Here is a 16,747-nt window from a genome sequence, read left to right as displayed (position 1 = left end):
ACATCGAGATCGAGGATCAGGCCTGGCTTCAGGCCGAGCCTGAAACCGAGGCCCTGGTCTGGCGCGCCGCCCAGGCGGTGCTGGACGCGCATCAGGACATCGAAGGTCAGGGGATCGTGATCCTGCTGGCCGATGACGACAGCGTCCAGGCCCTGAACCGCGACTTCCGCCAGAAGGACTACGCCACCAACGTCCTGTCCTTCCCCTCGCCCCCAAATCCCGAAGGTCAGATCGGCGACATCGCCCTGGCGTTCGGAGTCTGCCAGCGCGAGGCGATCGAGCAGGGCAAGCCTTTTGCCCACCATTTGCAACATCTGGTGGCGCATGGGGTGCTGCATCTCTTAGGATACGACCACGAAGGCGACGAAGAGGCTGAGTCCATGGAGGCCCTGGAACGCGAGATCCTGGCCACGCTGGACGTGCCCGATCCTTACGCCCCCGATCCTTACGCCCCCGAGCAGGGATAGTTCTCCAAGGCCATGCCAAGCGACGACTCTAGTCCACAGCCCGCCGGTCCAGCTCGACAGAGCCGGGGCTTGCGGGCGTTTTTCCGCAAGATGCGCAAGCGACTGTCGGCTCCGGTCGAGCTGGTCCGGCCGGCCGAGCCGGTCCAGGACGGCGCGGTCGACATCGTCGATCAGGCCGAGGCCTTCAAGACCCTCCGCGTCGCCGACGTGATGACGCCCCGCGCCGATATCGTCTCGGTCGAGCTGTCGACACCGTTCGAAGCCCTGATCGCCCAGTTCACCGAAGCCGAACACTCGCGGATGCCGATCTATCGCGAGACTCTCGACGACCCGATTGGCGTGGTTCACGTCAAGGACGTGTTCCGGCTGCTGGCCGCAGGCGACAACCGCCCGGCCGCGGCCGACATCGTCCTGCACAAGGTGCGGCGCGAGGCCCTCTATGTGCCCGCCTCGATGCGGGCCGCGGATCTGCTGCTGCGCATGCGCACCGGCCGCATCCATCTGGCCCTGGTCATCGACGAATTCGGCGGCACCGATGGGCTGGTGACCATGGAAGACCTGATCGAGGCGGTGGTCGGCGAGATCGATGACGAGCACGACGACGCCACCGTCGCGGGCATCGTGGCCCGGCCCGGCGGGGTGTTCGAGGCCGACGCCCGCGCGCCGCTCGAGGAGCTGGAAGCGGCGCTTGGCCGTGAACTGGCGCCGCCCGACATGGAAGAAGACATCGACACCGTCGCCGGCCTGGTCGTGGCCCTGGCCGGCCGCGTGCCGCAGCGGGGCGAGGTGATCGCCCATCCGCACGGCTATGACCTGGAAGTGGTCGAGGCCGATCCGCGCCGGGTTCGACGGGTGCGGGTGCGGCCCGCCGCCGTCCCGGGCGCGGCGGCGCAGCCGGCGGAAGCCGCCGCCTCGTGAACTTCAGGCTCGCTGCGCTGTGGCGTGAGCGCGGGCTGGCCCTGCTGGCCGGCCTGGTCGCCGCCCTGGCCCATCCGCCGTTCGGCGTGCTGCCGGGCCTGCTGGGCTACGCCCTGCTGCTGTGGCTGCTCGACACGATCGAAGGGCCTCAGCCGCTGCGCGCGGCCTTCCTGCGCGGCTGGCTGGCGGGCCTGGGCTATTTCGGGCTCGGCACCTGGTGGATCGGCGAGGCCTTCATGGTCGACGCCGCCAATCAGGGCTGGATGGCGCCGTTCGCGGTCGCCGCCATGGCGGGGGGACTGGCCCTGTTCTGGGGCGTCGCCGCTGTCATCTATCGCCTGGTCCGACCGGCGGGCGTGCGCCGCATCCTGGTCTTCGCCGGCGCCTTCGCGGCGCTGGAGTGGGCGCGCGGTCATGTGCTGACCGGCTTTCCGTGGAACCTGCCGGGCGAGACCTGGAAGGCCGGCTCGGCCCCGTCCCAGGCCGCCGCCCTGGTCGGCGCCTACGGCCTGACCTGGATCACCCTGGCCATCGCCGCCGCGCCGGCCGTCTGGCGCGAGGGCCTGGCGGGCCGCAAGGCGATCGCCGCCGCCGCCGCCGCGCTGGCGGCGCTGTACATCAACGGCTGGATTCCGGCGGGGCCGGCGGTGAGCGCCTCTTCCCCGACCGTCCGCATCGTTCAGGCCAACATCCAGCAGGAGGCCAAGTGGGACGCCGATCGCTTTGCCCAGGTGGTCCAGGCCTATGTTTCGCTGACCGCCAGGCCCTATGCGAGCGGCAAGCCGGCCACCCTCGTCGTCTGGCCCGAAGGCGCCCTGCCGGCCGCCATCAATGACTATCTGGCCCCCGGAACCTGGGTGCGCCAGGCGATCGTCGACGCCCTGCAACCGGGTCAGCTGCTGCTGATCGGCGGCTATCGCTATGACGGATCGCCCGACAAGCCGATCTACTACAACAGCCTGATCGCCCTGAAGCGCACCGCGACCGACATCGAGCTGGTCGGCATCTATGACAAGCACCGGCTGGTGCCCTTTGGCGAATATCTGCCGATGGACGCCCTGCTGACCAAGCTGGGCGTCAAAAGCCTGGCCCATCTGGGCGACGGCTTCGCCACCGGGCCGCGCCCGGCCCCGCTGCGGGTTTCGCCCGACCTGATCGTCCAGCCGCTGATCTGCTACGAGAGCCTGTTTCCGGGCCTGGCCAGACCCGATCCCAGGGTGCGGGCCCTGATCAATGTGTCGAACGACGCCTGGTTCGGCGTCACGTCCGGGCCGCTGCAGCATCTCAATCTGGCCAGCTATCGGGCCATAGAAACCGGGGTTCCGATCATCCGCGCCACGCCCACGGGCGTCTCGGCGCTCATCGACGCCAGAGGCGAGATCGTGCGCGAGGCCCGGCTGAGTCTGGGAGAAACCGGCGTTATCGACGGCTCTTTACCGAATGTGGGTAAAATCACACCCTATGCCCGGCTTGGCGACAGCCTGTTCATGCTATTGCTCGGGCTCTCGATGCTCGCCGGCTTTCGCTCAAAAGCGGGTGGGGGCTATTAATTGTTACCGATTTGTTAGACACAGGCTGAATAAAAACCGCAATTTTAGCTATCAAGCGTAGGCATGAGCTCTCCTCCCGACCAAGACCGTCAGCCCAACCCGATCGATCTGCACGTCGGCGCGCGCATTCGCATGCGCCGCAAGATCCTGGGCGTGAGCCAGGAACGACTGGCTGAAGATCTGGGCCTGACCTTCCAGCAGGTGCAGAAGTACGAGCGTGGGGCCAATCGGGTCAGCGCCAGCAAGCTGTATGAGATCGCCCGAAGCCTGCAGTCGTCGGTGGCCTATTTCTTTGAGGGTCTGGCCGATCCGACCGAATCCGGGGGTCTGGCCGAAACCGGTTCGGAGCAGTTCGTCCACGATTTCCTGATGACGCCCGAGGGTCTGGAGCTGGCCAGCCTGTTCCCCAAGATCTCCCGGGCCAAGGTGCGCCGCCGGATCCTCGACCTGGTCCGCTCGATGGCCGATGAGGACGTGGCCGAGAGCGACGCATAACGCCAAGACCCGCGACGATCGGCGCGACTTGCCGACATAAACATATCTTTATATGCTGTCCGGCTAGCGGGATGGACCTGTCGTCCATTTCCGCCGTTTCCATGGCCGGAGCTGTCCCTTGAGCCGTTCGTCCTACATCTTTACCAGCGAGAGCGTCTCCGAAGGCCACCCCGACAAGGTTGCCGACCGGATCAGCGACACGGTGGTCGACGCCTTCCTGACCGCCGATCCCGAAGCCCGCGTGGCGTGCGAGACCCTGGTCACCACCAACCGCATCGTGCTGGCCGGCGAAGTCCGGGCCGGAAAGCCCGATGGCGACAAGGCCGCCAACAAGCAGCTGACCAAGGACATCCTCAAATCGCTGGAGCCCAAGGTGCGGGCCGCGATCAAGGACATCGGCTACGAGCAAAAGGGCTTCCACTGGGAGAAGGCCAAGTTCGCCAACTACCTGCACGGCCAGTCGGCGCACATCGCCCAGGGCGTTGACGCCAGCGACAAGAAGGACGAGGGCGCCGGCGACCAGGGCATCATGTTCGGCTATGCCAGCACCGAGACCCCGGAGCTGATGCCGGCCACCCTGCAGTACAGCCACAACATCCTCAGCCGCCTGGCCAAGCTGCGCCACAGCGGCGAGCTGTCGGCGCTGGAGCCCGACGCCAAGAGCCAGGTCACCCTGGAATATGACGGTAACGGCAAGCCGGTCCGGGTCGTCTCGATCGTGGTCAGCCACCAGCACAAGAAGAAGATCGACGGCAAGGCCGCGACCTCCAAGCGCGTGCTGGACCTGATCAAGCCGCACATCCTGCCGATCTTCCCCGAAGGCCTGATCACCAAGAAGACCCAGTGGCTGGTCAATCCGACCGGCCGCTTCGAGATCGGTGGCCCCGACGGCGACGCCGGCGTCACTGGTCGCAAGATCATCGTCGACACCTACGGCGGCGCGGCCCCGCACGGCGGCGGCGCGTTCTCGGGCAAGGATCCGACCAAGGTCGACCGTTCGGCCGCCTATGCCTGCCGCTACCTGGCCAAGAACGTCGTGGCGGCCGGCCTGGCCGACCGCTGCACCATCCAGATCGCCTATGCGATCGGCGTGGCCCAGCCGGTGTCGTTCCACGTTGATCTGCACGGCACGGGCAAGGTCGATCCGGCCGTGCTGGAAAAGCTGCTGCCCACCCTGATCGGCGGGGCCACCCCGCGCGGCATCCGCGAGCACCTGCAGCTGAACAAGCCGATCTATGCCCGCACCGCCGCCTATGGCCACTTCGGCCGCACGCCGGACAACGAAGGCGGCTTCTCGTGGGAGAAGACCGACCTGGTCGGCGAGTTGAAGGGCCTGGCGTAAGCCTCAGCCTCTCCTGATTGTTTGAAGCGGGCCTCGATCATGCGATCGGGGCCCGCTTTCGTTTGGGGTCGTTCTGCTGGCCTCGCACCCGGATGACGGCTAAGACGCCGCCCCATGACCTCCGCTCCCATTCCCCACGGGCCCCTGCGCACGTTCGGCCGCATCAAGTCGCGGCCGGTGAAGCCGCGCCAACAGGCCCTGCTCGACACCCTGCTGCCCGAAATCGCCGTGCCCGAGGCGCCGTTCGAGCCGCGCGACCTGGCGCCCGAGACCACCGAGACCTGGCTCGAAATCGGTTTCGGCGGCGGCGAGCACATGGCCGCCCAGGCCGGTCGCCATCCGCACGCCCTGATCATCGGGGCCGAGCCCTTCGTCAACGGCGTGGCCAGCGCGGTGCGTCACATCGAGGAGCAGGCGCTCAAGAACGTCCGCATCCACGAGGGCGACGCCCGCGACGTGATCGGCTGGCTGCCCGACGCCTGTCTGACGCGGGTCTTCATCATGTTCCCCGACCCCTGGCACAAGGCGCGGCACAACAAGCGCCGGCTGATCCAGCCGGCGGTGGTGGCGGAACTGGCCCGTGTTCTGAAGTCTGGCGGCCGCCTGCGCTTCGCCACCGACTGGGCCGACTATGCCGAGTGGACCATCGAGCGGGTGCTGGCCGATCCGGCCTTCCGCTTCGAGAGCGAAACGGCCGACCGCAACGCCCCGCCCGCCGATCATGTGACCACGCGCTACGAGGAAAAGAAGCTGGGCGACTGCGCGCCGGTGTTCCTGGATTTCGTCAGGGTCTGACGCGGGTCCAGGTCTGAAGCAGCGGGACGGTCGCGCAGGCCGCGCCGCCATCGCGCGCGCGACCGGCGATCCGGGCCTGCAGAACGTCTCCGGCCTGGGCGGCCGCCAGCGCCAGATCGTCGGACAGGGTGTTCAGATAGATCTTGGCGCGCCGGCCCGAGCCGGACGCCGCGGCGCAACTGGCCTGGGCGCCCGAGGCGACATAGACGAAACGGCCGCGACCATCGGCGCGCAGCAACGGTCCGCCGGGCCGAAGGCCGGTCGCGGTGGGCGTCAGGGTGATGGGAATGTCGAAGGTCAGGTCGCCGCCGTCGGCCAAGACGGTGTCGACCGGCGCGTTCGCCTTGCCTTGCAACGAGAAAAACACGCCAGCGGGCGGGTCGGCCAGGATGATCCTCAAGGTGAGATCGGTCCTGGCCATGGCGCGAGCCTAGTAGTTGTCGTCGTGGCGCTTGATCGCCGCGCGGATGATGTCGGCGGTTTCTTCCAGATCAGCCCAGCCGGTGATCTTGGTCGACTTGCCCTTTTCCAGATCCTTGTAGTGCTGGAAGAAGTGGGCGATCTGCTCGGTGAGGATCACCGGCAGGTCGCGCCAGCTGTTCACGCCCGTATAGAAGGGGTGCAGCTTGTCGACCGGCACGGCCAGGATCTTTTCGTCCGAACCGGCCTCGTCGACCATCATCAGGGTGCCGATCGGACGGCAGCGGATGATCGCGCCCGGCACGACCGGGGTCGGGCCCACCACCATGATGTCGGCGGGGTCGCCGTCATCGGCCAGGGTGTGCGGGATAAAGCCGTAATTGGCCGGATAGAACATCGCCGTGTGCAGGAAGCGGTCGACCATCAGGGCGCCGCTGGCCTTGTCGATCTCGTACTTCACCGGCTCGCCGCCCTGCGGGATCTCGATGACAGCGTTGAGGTCGTAGGGCGGGTTGACGCCCGTGGCGATCTTGGAGAGGTCCATTATGACTCTTCTGTGGAAAGGGTCCGCGGGGAGGCGGGCCTGCGCGGCGACTGTATAGGCCACAAGTGTTGCACTGCGAAAGAGGCCGCGCATGAAGCTCGCTCGCGACGGCCGGTGGCGACGGCCTGTCACGGGGGCTTCCACCCGTTCACCTATCGCGCTATATAGGCCCTACATCGTCCGTCAGCGCTGAGTGCGCTTTCGAGCGGCGGCCCGAAAGGCTGCCGCTTTTTCTTTGGCTGTTTGGCGCCCGCGCCGGATCGCCCAGTTTTGAGTTGAGAAATCCGTTGCGCGGCAAGACGCAGGAAGACCGTGATCTGATCGAAATTCTCGATCCCGTCGCCGAGACTGTCGGCTTCGAGATCGTCCGCCTGCGCCTGATGGGCGGGGCCGAGACGCGGCGGCTGCAGATCATGGCCGAGCGTCCGATGCAGCCCGATGGTTCGGGCGGCGACATGAATGTCGAGGACTGCGCCAAGCTGTCGCGCGCCGTGTCGGAAATTCTCGACGCCGCCGATCCGATCAGCGGCGAATACACTCTGGAAGTCTCCAGCCCGGGCGTCGACCGCCCGCTGACGCGACTGAAGGATTTCGACGACTATGCCGGCCTGGAGGTCCGCATCGAGCTGGATCGCGTCGCCGAGGGCCGCAAGCGCTTCAAGGGCGAGCTGGCCGGCGTCGAGGACGGCCAGGTCGGCCTCAATATCGAGGGCGAGGACGACACCACCGTCTATTTCCCGTTCGAGTGGCTGGTCGACGCCAAGCTGGTGCTGACCGACGCCTTGATGAAGCGCGGCGCTGACCAGCGCGCCGCCCGCGTCGCAGCCGACGGCGGAGACGCCGAAGAGGATGACGTCGCCGCCGGTGGCGAGGACGCTGACGAAGACGATCTCGGCGACGACGCCGAAGACGAAGATTTTGACCTGTCCGAAAGTGAAGAGGACTGACCATGGCCATCGGCATTTCCGCCAACCGGCTCGAGCTGCTGCAGATCGCTGACGCGGTCGCGCGCGAAAAGGGCATCGAGAAGGAAGTCGTCATCGAGGCAATCGAGGACGCTCTTCAGAAGGCGGCTCGCGCCCGTTACGGCGCCGAGCACGACATCCGGGTGAAGATCGACACCAAGACCGGTGAGACCTCGCAGAAGCGCATCATCACCGTGGTCGGCGACGACCAGGAGATCGAGGGCGAAATCGGCCAGGTCCAGCTGTCGATCGCCAAGCGCACCTGGCGCGACGCGGAAATCGGCAAGGTCTATGAAGAAGACCTGCCGCCGTTCGAGATCGGCCGCGTCCAGACCCAGATGGCCCGCCAGGTCGTCATGCACAAGGTTCGCGAAGCCGAACGCGAGCGCCAGTACGACGAGTACAAGGATCGCGCCGGCGAGATCATCAACGGCAGCGTCAAGCGCGTCGAATACGGCAATGTCATCGTCGATCTGGGCCGTGGCGAAGGCATCATGCGCCGCGACCAGTCGATCCCGCGCGAGAACTTCAACGTCGGCGACCGCATCCGCGCCTATATTTACGACGTCCGTCGCGAGACCAAGGGCCCGCAAATCATGCTGTCGCGCGCCCACGGCGGCTTCATGGCCAAGCTGTTCGCGCAGGAAGTGCCGGAAGTCTATGACGGCGTCATCGAGATCCGCGCTGTCGCCCGCGACCCGGGCTCGCGCGCCAAGATGGCTGTGATCTCCAATGACGGCTCGATCGACCCCGTCGGCGCCTGCGTCGGCATGCGCGGTTCGCGCGTGCAGGCGGTGGTGGCCGAGCTGCAGGGCGAAAAGATCGACATCATCCAGTGGTCCGAGGACGAGGCGACCTTCATCGTCAACGCCCTGGCCCCGGCTGAAGTCTCCAAGGTCGTCATGGACGAGGAAGACGAGCGCGTCGAAGTCGTGGTGCCTGATGAGCAGCTGTCGCTGGCCATCGGCCGTCGCGGCCAGAACGTCCGCCTGGCCTCGCAGCTGACCGGCTGGCAGATCGACATCATGACGGAAAGCCAGGAGAGCGAGCGCCGTCAGAAGCAGTTCACCGAGACCACGGCCCTGTTCCAGGAAGCCCTGGACGTCGACGAAGTCATCGCCCAGCTGCTGGTCACCGAAGGCTTCGCGGCCGTCGAGGACGTCGCCTATGTCGAGCCGCACGAGATCGCGGCCATCGAAGGCTTCGACGACGAGACCGCCGACGAGCTGCAGACCCGGGCCCGCGAATTCCTCGAAAAGGAAGCCGCCGCCCTGGACGCCAAGCGCGTTGAGTACGGCGTCGAGGATGCGGTGCTCGAGATCGAGGGTGTCACCCTGCCCATGGCCGTCGCCCTGGGCGAAGGCGATGTGAAGACCGTCGAGGATCTGGCCGGTCTGGTGCCGGACGACATGCGCGGCTGGTTCGAAACCAAGGACGGCGCCCGCGTTCGCGAGCCGGGCATTCTGGAAAGCTTCAACCTGTCGCCCGAAGACGCCGAAGCGCTGATCATGCGCGCCCGGATCGTCATGGGCTGGGTCGAGGCCCCGCCGGAACCGGAATACGAAGAGATCGAGGAACAGGTCGAATACGCCGAAGGCGAGGCCGAGACGGAAGTCGAAGCCGAGGCTGAAGCCGAGACTGAAGCGGAAGTCGAAGCGGAAACGCCGACCGAAGCCGCCGAAGAGACGCAGGACTAAGAAACGCTTCGGCCCTTCCGGCTTTCCGGGAGGGCCGAGGTCTTTCAGAGCCCCATGGACCAAGAGCCCCAAGATCCCGCCGTTGAGGTCGCCGACGTTCCTGTCGACCCTAATGCGCCCAAGACCCATGCCGAGGCTTTCCGCCTTCGCAAGGACGTCGTGCTGGGCGAGGCGACCGACGAGAGCAAGCTGATCCGCTTCGTCGAAGGTCCCGGCGGCATCGTGGTGCCCGATCTGGCGCGCAAGCTGCCGGGCCGGGGGATCTGGGTCGGAGCCGACCGCGACTCCGTGACGCTGGCGGCCAAGAAGGGCCTGTTCTCGCGTTCGGCCAAGACCAAGCTGACGGCCCCCGCCGACCTGGCCAACCAGGTCGAGGCCTTGCTGGCCAAGCGGGTTCTGGATGGCCTGGGCCTTGCGCGGCGGGCGGGAAACATTATCTCGGGCTTCGAAAAGGTCGTCGCCGCGCTCAATTCCGGCAAGACCGCCTGGCTGATCGAGGCGTCAGACGGCGCCGATGACGGCCGCCGAAAGATGCTGACCGCCGTCTACAAGGCTCCGAACACGCCGCGAATCCTCGGGATGTTCACATCCGACGAATTGGGTTTGGCCTTAGGCGGCGAGAATGTGATACACACTGCGCTTCTTGCCGGGCGCGGCACTGATCGCTGGACTTTGGACGTCGAGCGGTTATCAGGCTTTCGCCCGCTACTCCCCCCGACCTGGTCGGCGAGTTGGCGCGAGGAGCCCTAGAGCCTTTCGATTGCACCGGCATGGCCGGTCTGATCGCAAGGCTCTAGAATCTATAAGGTGGAGCGTGGCCCTTAGGGCTGCGCTTGTGCGTAAAGGGTCGGGAAACGCGCTTCTTTCGTGGAAGTACGTCCGGGCCCCTTTCTCACATGGAACGAACGGTTTTTGGCTGGGTTTCCTCCCGGCGGAAGTACAAGCGAGCGCATGAGCGACGAGAACGATAACGGTCGGCCCGGCACCCCAGGTGGGCGCGCGCCCATCACACTGAAGCCCCGCCAGGGCTCGGTGAGCGCCGGCGTGGTGAAGCAAAGCTTCAGCCACGGCCGCACCAAGACGGTAGTGGTCGAAACCAAGCGGACCCGTCCGCACGCCGCGCCGGCCGGTAACCTGGCCGCGCCGTCCTCGGCCGAGCGCCGTCACACCAACGAGCCGCGTTCGTCCCAGTCTTCTGGTGGCGGCCATTCGGCAGGCGGTCTCTCGCAAGACGAGATGCGCGCCCGGCAACGCGCCATCGAGGCGGCCCGCGAGAACCAGGACCGTCAGGCGACGCAACGCGTCGCCGACGAGGCCAAGGCGCGCGCCGCTGAAGCTGCGGCTCGCGAAGCCGCCGCCAAGGCTGCAGCGGCTGCGAAGGCCGCCGCCGAGCCCGCTCCTGCTCCGGCTCCGACCCCGGTCGTTGCCGCGGCTCCGGCTGCGCCCGTGGTTCCGGCTCCGGTGGCTGCCGCGCCTGTCGCTCCGGCGCCGGTCGCCGCAGCTCCGGTGGTTCAGGCGTCTGCACCCGTCGCTCCGGCGGCTCCGGTTGCTGCGGCTCCGGCCGCGCCGCGCGCCGAGGCTCCGCGTCCTGCTGCGGCTTCGCCCAGCCAGACCCGCACCTACGAGCCCAGCCGCGAACGTCGCGACGATCGCACGTCGACCACCACCTATCGTCCGCCGGCCGGCGAGCGCCCCCCGCAGGGCGATCGTCCGCAAGGCGACCGGCCGTTCAACCAGCGCGCTCCGCGCCAGGACGGTCCTTACAACCAGCGCGCGCCGCGTCCCGACGCTGCGCCCCGCGCCGATGCGGCCCCGCGTGGCCCGCGTCCGGAAGGCGGCTTCCGCAACGATCGTCCGCAGGGCGACCGGCCTCAGGGTGACCGTCCGCAGGGCGATCGTCCGACCCAGACTGTCCGTTATTCGGCCCTGGCCCCGCGCCCGGCCCCTGGCGCCCGTCCGGGCCCCGGCGGTCCGCCGCGTGGTCCGCGTCCTGGCGCTCCGGCCGCCGCTCCGGCGACGCCCGAAGTCCAGCGCGCCATGCGTTCGGCCCCGCGTCCCGGCGGTGAAGTCAGCCGTCGTCCCGAGGACGATGATGATCGCCGCAAGGCCGCCGCCCCCGGCAAGGCCGTGTCGCGCGCCAAGGGCGCGCCGATGCGCCGCGAAGGCCGCCTGACGATCCAGACCGTGGCCGGCGACGGAGACTCCGCCGACCGCATGCGTTCGCTGGCCTCGGTTCGCCGGGCCCGGGAACGTGAAAAGGAAAAGCGTCGCGGCGGTCCCGCCGACCAGGTCAAGGTCGCTCGCGAAGTGGTCATTCCCGACGTCATCACCGTGCAGGAGCTGTCCAACCGGATGGCCGTGCGCGGTGTCGAAATCATCAAGTTCCTGATGCGTCAGGGCGTGATGCTGAAGGTCAACGACGTCATCGACAACGACACCGCCGAGCTGGTGGCGACCGAATTTGGTCACACCGTGCGCCGCGTGTCGGAAGCTGACGTCGAAGAAGGCTTCATCGGCGCCGAGGACATCGACGATCACCTGGAGTCGCGGCCCCCGGTGGTCACGGTCATGGGTCACGTCGACCACGGCAAGACCAGCCTGCTGGACGCGCTGCGCAAGGCCGATGTGGCCGGCGGCGAGCACGGCGGCATCACCCAGCACATCGGCGCCTACCAGGTTCGCCTGGACGGCGGCGAGAAGATCACCTTCCTCGACACCCCCGGCCACGCCGCCTTCTCGCAAATGCGGGCTCGCGGCGCCAACATCACCGACCTGGTGATCCTGGTTGTGGCCGGCGACGACGGCGTGATGCCCCAGACCATCGAGGCCATCAAACACGCCCGCGCCGCTGAAGTGCCGATCATCGTGGCCGTCAACAAGATGGACAAGCCGGGCTCGGATCCGACCCGGGTGGTCAACGAGCTGCTGCAACACGAAATCGTCGTCGAAAGCCTGGGTGGCGACACCCAGATCGTCGAGGTCTCGGCCAAGACCGGCCAGGGCCTGGACGAGCTGATCGAACGCATCACCCTGCTGGCCGAAGTGCTCGACCTGAAGGCCAACCCCGACCGCGTCGCCGACGGCGTCGTGATCGAGGCCAAGCTCGACAAGGGTCGCGGCGCGGTTTCGACCGTGCTGGTCAAGCGCGGCACGCTGAAGCGCGGCGACATCGTCGTGGCCGGCAGCCAGTTTGGCCGGGTTCGCGCCCTGCTCAACGAGCGCAACGAGCAACTGACCGAAGCCGGTCCCGCCACCCCGGTCGAGATCCTCGGCCTGGATGGCGTGCCTTCGCCCGGCGACCCCTTCGCGGTCGTCGAGAACGAGGCCCGCGCTCGCGAGCTGACCGAGTACCGTATCCGCCTGAAGCGTGAGAAGTCACTGCATCCGGTCGGCGCGGGCGCCACCAGCATGGCCGACATGATGGCCAAGCTGCAGGACAAGAAGTACCGCGAACTGCCGCTGGTCATCAAAGCCGACGTGCAGGGCTCGGCCGAAGCGATCATCGGGTCGCTGGACGCCATGTCGACCGACGAGGTCCGCGCGCGGATCATCCTGTCGGGCGCCGGTGCGATCAGCGAAAGCGACGTCATGCTGGCCAAGGGCGCCGGCGCGCCGCTCATCGGCTTCAACGTCCGGGCCTCGGCCCAGGCGCGGGCGCTGGCCGAGCGCGAAGGTGTCGAGATCCGCTACTACGCGATCATCTACGACCTGCTGGACGACATCAAAGGCGTGCTCTCGGGCATGCTGGCGCCGATCCAGCGCGAAACCTTCCTGGGCAACGCCGAAGTGCTGCAAGCCTTCGACATCTCCAAGGTCGGCAAGGTCGCCGGTTGCCGCGTCACCGAAGGTGTCGTGCGCAAGGGCGCCAAGGTCCGGATCATCCGCAACGACATCGTCGTTCTGGAACTGGGCACGCTGCAGACCCTCAAGCGCTTCAAGGACGAGGTCCCCGAGGTCCCGTCTGGCCAGGAGTGCGGCATGATGTTCGCCGGCTTCCAGGACATCAAGGTCGGCGACACCATCGAGTGCTTCACCGTCGAGGAGATCAAGCGTCAGCTCGACTAGGGCCGGACTTGAGCTTCAAAACCATCGGAAAGGCGCGGATCGCAAGGTCCGCGCCTTTTTCGGTTTCGGTCGGTGAACTCGACGGAAATGGCGCGGCGTGGCAAGATAGTCGCCTGTTGGAGCCGGGACATGAACCAGATCACGGTCGGAACATGGGGCGAGGCCATGGCCTCAGGCGGTCTGCAGGACGCGGGGCGCGCTGCTGGCTTGGTCGATGGTGAGCGGGTCGAGATCGAAGCCAAGGACGGCGATATCGTCATCCGCCGCGCCAAGAAAATCCCGATCAAGGGAAGCCCTGAGGCGATGGCGGCCGCCGAGGCGCTGATCGAAAACAGTCGCGGCGTGACGCTGGGCGATGTGACGATCCGCGAGCTGATCGAAGAGGGTCGGCGCGGGTGATCCTGGTTCTCGACGCCTCAATGACGATGGCGGCGATCTTCGAGGACGAAGCCAATCGGGTGGCTCAGGATGTTATCCGCATGGTCGGCAGGGAAGGGGCAACCGTCCCATCTCTTTGGCGGCTCGAAACAGCCAATGTCTTGCGAAATTCGGTCAGGCGCGGGCGTTGTGACGTGGCATTTGCGGATCGGGCTCTGCGGCTTCTGTCCGAGCTCCCGATAGCCATAGACCCCCATACTGACCTTCACGCCTGGGGCGGGACGGCCAAGATCTCCCGCCAGGAAGACCTCACCCTCTACGACGCCGCCTATCTCGAACTGGCGGTCCGGCTGGGCGCGACCATGGCGTCCTGCGACAAGGATCTTGTCGCCGCCGCGCGCCGACGGGGTCTCGACGTTCTGACCGCTTAGGCGCGCCGGACTGGAAATCGCCCAATTCAGGCGCTACGCCTTGTGCATGCGTATCAAAGCCCTTCTCGCCCTGACGGCCGCGACCCTGTCGCTCAGCGCCTGCGCCACCGTCGACCGCGTCGATGCGGCCGGCGACGTTCACACCCTGCTGACGGCGATCCGCGATCGTGACCGGGCGACCTTCGACGCCCATGTCGACCGCCAGGCGCTGAAATACGAGATCGAGGCGCGGCTGATGGCCGAAGCCCGCAACCGCAAGGCCGACAACAGCCTGATGGCGATCGCCGCCGCCCTGGCCGGTCCTGCCGCCGACATTGCGGGAGAAGCTCTGATCCGGCCCGAGACCTTCCGCGCCGCCGCCAACTATTACGGCTACACCCCCGACAAGCCGCTGCCGGGCCGCGTCGCCATCGCCGGCGCTCTGCGTCCGACCGGCGACGGCCGGGTCTGCGCCGCCAAGAAGGACGGCCCCTGCCTGCTGACCTTCACCCGCGACGGCTCGGTCTGGCGGCTGAGCGGCTTTGATCCGCAAGCGGCGAACCTGCACTTCAAGCGATGAGACTGACACTCTCGGTCATTCTGGCGGCCTGCGCCCTGGCCACGACCGCCCAGGCCGAACGGCGGATGTTCTCGTATGATCCGATCTCGCCCGACGCCAAACGGCTGACCGGGGCCGGACTGACCGTGCTGTTCGACCAGGGGCTGATGGGCGCCAGACCCATCAAGGTGCTGGCTACAGGCGTGCCGGCCCAGGGCCTGCTGATCAAGGGCAAGGACCGCGATCTGGGGCCCAAGGGCCTGGCCGGTCTGGAGGGCGTCGACGCCGATGCGGCGCTGTACGAGGTCGACCCCAAGGCCGAGCAGGGCAGGGTCTATATCCGCGCCTTCTGCCCCGGCGCGACGCGACTGTGGCTGAGCTTCAGCCGCATCGCCGTGCGCCGCGACCTGCGCATCCAGGCGCTGGGCGATGATCCAAAGTCGTCCGGCCCGGCCCGGGTGTGCGGTACGTTGGACTTCTCCTGGCGCGGGGAATGGAAACTGCCGGACGGCCGTCGCCCCGACCCGATGGAAGACTGGACCGACAACCTGAACGGCGTTCGCTAGACATCTTGTCGTCTGGTGAGATCGCGGCCAAGCTCACGCCCAACGACAATGGGGGGTGGGACACGATGACCAGCGCGCTGGACGGCTTTACGCGTTTCGAATTCGATGATGGCCAGTGGACCCGTGAGGTCTACAGGATCGGGACCGGCCCGGCCGTTATCGTCATCCATGAAATGCCCGGCCTGCACCCCGGCGTCCTGGCCTTCGCCCGCGACGTGGCTGCGGCCGGCATGACGGTCTTCTGCCCCAGCCTGTTCGGCAAGCCCGCCAAGACCGTCAGCATCGGCTATGCCCTGGGCGAGATCGCCAAGACCCTGTGTGTGCGTCGCGAGTTCAATGCCTGGGCCACCGATCGCTCGAGCCCGATCGTCGACTGGCTGCGGGCGCTGGCGCGTCAGGCCCACAAGGAGTGCGGCGGCAAGGGCGTCGGGGCGGTGGGCATGTGCTTCACCGGCGGCTTTGCCCTGGCGATGATGACCGAGCCGTCGGTTGTGGCGCCGGTGATGTCGCAGCCCTCGCTGCCGTTCGGCAAAAAGGGTGCGGGCGCGCTGGGCTGCTCGGCCGTCGAGATCGCCTGCGCCCGCACCCGCTTTGAGACCGAGGATCTGTCGCTGCTGGCCCTGCGGTTCGCGTCCGACAAGCTGGTGCCCGACGCGCGGTTCGAGACCCTGAAGCGGGAATTTGGCGACCGGGTCGAGACGGTGGAGCTGACCGACGCCGACGCGGCCAAGGGCGTACCGATGGCCCCGCACTCGGTCCTGACCCTGCACCTGGACCGGGCCGACCCGCTGGGCCCGACCATGCAGACGCGCGACAAGGTGATCGCCTTCTTCAAGGCGCGGACGGGGCCTTAGGGGTAGATGCTCCCCCTCCGGGGGAGCTGTCGCGGAGCGACTGAGGGGGCATTCGCGGCGCACGCCGTTCTGGCCCCCTCCGGCCCTCCGGGCCACCTCCCCCGGAGGGGGAGGATCACCGCCGCACTGGACTTATCGCCCCCACAAGCCTAGACACCGCGCCTTGATTTTTCCCCCGCGCTCCGGTGTTCGATCCGCCGGCCGGGCTGTAAGGACATCGCGCCATGAAGCGCCATACCGACAAGACTCCCAAGCCGGCCTCCACGGGCCCGTCGCAGCGCCAGCTGCGCGCCGGCGAACTGATCCGCCACGCCCTGGTGGACATCCTGCGCCATGAAGACCTGCAGGACCCGGCCCTGATCAATGTCTCGGTGACGGTCACCGAAGTGCGGCTGACCCCGGACCTGCGTCACGCGGTCTGTTTCGTTGAGCCCCTGGGCGCCGGCATCGCGCCGAAGATCGAGCGCGAGGCCTCCTCGCCGTCGCGGATCGCCGTCGAGCTGGGCAGCCCCGAGGTGGTGGTCGCCGGCCTCAACCGCGTGGCCAAGTTCCTGCGCGGCCGCCTGGGCAAGACCATCGACATGAAGTTCACGCCGGACCTGAAGTTCATCCACGACGAGAGCTTCAACTCGGCCGCCTATATGAACCGCCTGTTCGACAATCCGGTGGTGCAGCAGGACCTGCGCCGCCTGTCCGATGTGGTCGAGGACGAGGATAACTAG

The 16,747-nt window shown here is 67.4% G+C and carries 18 protein-coding genes; 16 read left to right on the top strand and 2 right to left on the bottom strand.

The annotated features are described in order from the left end of the window. Positions 1-2: 2 nt before the first annotated feature. The 6 genes from ybeY (at position 3) to trmB (ending at position 5,567) form a co-directional block, all read left to right on the top strand. Positions 3-467, top strand: coding sequence for an rRNA maturation RNase YbeY (ybeY, locus tag ACW176_RS05100; RefSeq protein ID WP_492111875.1), 465 nt, complete (start codon positions 3-5; stop codon positions 465-467). A 12-nt stretch (positions 468-479) separates the two neighbouring features. Then, positions 480-1,385 carry a hemolysin family protein gene (locus tag ACW176_RS05095; protein ID WP_419319246.1) on the top strand — a complete coding sequence of 302 codons (906 nt, stop codon included), beginning with the start codon at positions 480-482 and terminating at the stop codon, positions 1,383-1,385. Further along, complete coding sequence (gene lnt, locus ACW176_RS05090) at positions 1,382-2,935, top strand: apolipoprotein N-acyltransferase (protein WP_492111130.1); 1,554 nt, start codon at positions 1,382-1,384, stop codon at positions 2,933-2,935. The genes ACW176_RS05095 and lnt overlap by 4 nt, the downstream gene beginning before the upstream one ends. A gap of 63 nt (positions 2,936-2,998) precedes the next feature. Further along, positions 2,999-3,430: a helix-turn-helix domain-containing protein gene (locus ACW176_RS05085; protein ID WP_492111129.1), complete on the top strand. Its 432-nt coding sequence runs from the start codon at positions 2,999-3,001 to the stop codon at positions 3,428-3,430. A 118-nt stretch (positions 3,431-3,548) separates the two neighbouring features. Then, positions 3,549-4,772, top strand: coding sequence for a methionine adenosyltransferase (gene metK, locus ACW176_RS05080; protein WP_419319243.1), 1,224 nt, complete (start codon positions 3,549-3,551; stop codon positions 4,770-4,772). 114 nt (positions 4,773-4,886) lie between these two features. Beyond that, positions 4,887-5,567 carry a tRNA (guanosine(46)-N7)-methyltransferase TrmB gene (gene trmB / locus ACW176_RS05075; RefSeq protein ID WP_492111128.1) on the top strand — a complete coding sequence of 227 codons (681 nt, stop codon included), beginning with the start codon at positions 4,887-4,889 and terminating at the stop codon, positions 5,565-5,567. On the opposite strand, the gene ACW176_RS05070 is transcribed toward trmB, so the two are convergent. Further along, entirely contained in the window at positions 5,557-5,988 is a 432-nt protein-coding gene (locus ACW176_RS05070) for a DUF5990 family protein (protein ID WP_492111127.1), read from the bottom strand. The two genes, trmB and ACW176_RS05070, sit on opposite strands and share 11 nt — an antisense overlap. Before the next feature lie 9 nt (positions 5,989-5,997). Further along, positions 5,998-6,531: an inorganic diphosphatase gene (ppa, locus tag ACW176_RS05065; RefSeq protein ID WP_062142568.1), complete on the bottom strand. Its 534-nt coding sequence runs from the start codon at positions 6,529-6,531 to the stop codon at positions 5,998-6,000. Positions 6,532-6,818: 287 nt separating this feature from the next. On the opposite strand from ppa, the gene rimP reads away from it, so the two are divergent. From rimP to rbfA, 10 genes are all read left to right on the top strand, one after another. Then, the gene (gene rimP / locus ACW176_RS05060; protein ID WP_492111126.1) at positions 6,819-7,478 is read left to right on the top strand and encodes a ribosome maturation factor RimP; all 660 of its coding nucleotides are present in this window, start codon (positions 6,819-6,821) and stop codon (positions 7,476-7,478) included. A gap of 2 nt (positions 7,479-7,480) precedes the next feature. Beyond that, a complete protein-coding gene (gene nusA, locus ACW176_RS05055) occupies positions 7,481-9,193 on the top strand; it encodes a transcription termination factor NusA (protein ID WP_492111125.1) in 1,713 nt (570 codons plus the stop codon). Between the two features lie 54 nt (positions 9,194-9,247). Further along, on the top strand, positions 9,248-9,943 hold the full coding sequence (locus ACW176_RS05050) for an RNA-binding protein (RefSeq protein ID WP_419319239.1): 696 nt from the start codon (positions 9,248-9,250) through the stop codon (positions 9,941-9,943). Between the two features lie 201 nt (positions 9,944-10,144). Then, positions 10,145-13,258, top strand: a complete 3,114-nt coding sequence (gene infB, locus ACW176_RS05045) for a translation initiation factor IF-2 (RefSeq protein WP_492111124.1) — start codon at positions 10,145-10,147, stop codon at positions 13,256-13,258. A gap of 129 nt (positions 13,259-13,387) precedes the next feature. Further along, complete coding sequence (locus tag ACW176_RS05040) at positions 13,388-13,657, top strand: hypothetical protein (RefSeq protein WP_492111123.1); 270 nt, start codon at positions 13,388-13,390, stop codon at positions 13,655-13,657. Then, a complete protein-coding gene (locus ACW176_RS05035; protein WP_492111122.1) occupies positions 13,654-14,067 on the top strand; it encodes a type II toxin-antitoxin system VapC family toxin in 414 nt (137 codons plus the stop codon). The genes ACW176_RS05040 and ACW176_RS05035 overlap by 4 nt, the downstream gene beginning before the upstream one ends. 40 nt (positions 14,068-14,107) lie before the next feature. Next, positions 14,108-14,626 (top strand): DUF2939 domain-containing protein, encoded by a 519-nt coding sequence (locus tag ACW176_RS05030; protein ID WP_419319237.1) that lies wholly within the window; start codon positions 14,108-14,110, stop codon positions 14,624-14,626. Beyond that, a complete protein-coding gene (locus tag ACW176_RS05025; RefSeq protein ID WP_492111121.1) occupies positions 14,623-15,171 on the top strand; it encodes a hypothetical protein in 549 nt (182 codons plus the stop codon). The genes ACW176_RS05030 and ACW176_RS05025 overlap by 4 nt, the downstream gene beginning before the upstream one ends. Before the next feature lie 65 nt (positions 15,172-15,236). Next, positions 15,237-16,025, top strand: coding sequence for a dienelactone hydrolase family protein (locus tag ACW176_RS05020; RefSeq protein WP_492111120.1), 789 nt, complete (start codon positions 15,237-15,239; stop codon positions 16,023-16,025). A 224-nt stretch (positions 16,026-16,249) separates the two neighbouring features. After that, entirely contained in the window at positions 16,250-16,747 is a 498-nt protein-coding gene (gene rbfA / locus ACW176_RS05015; protein ID WP_492111119.1) for a 30S ribosome-binding factor RbfA, read from the top strand.

Source organism: Caulobacter sp. FV1ye13L, assembly GCF_058681155.1.
The sequence above is the reverse complement of the archived record's forward strand: the minus strand, read 5'-3'. Positions and strand labels throughout refer to the sequence as shown.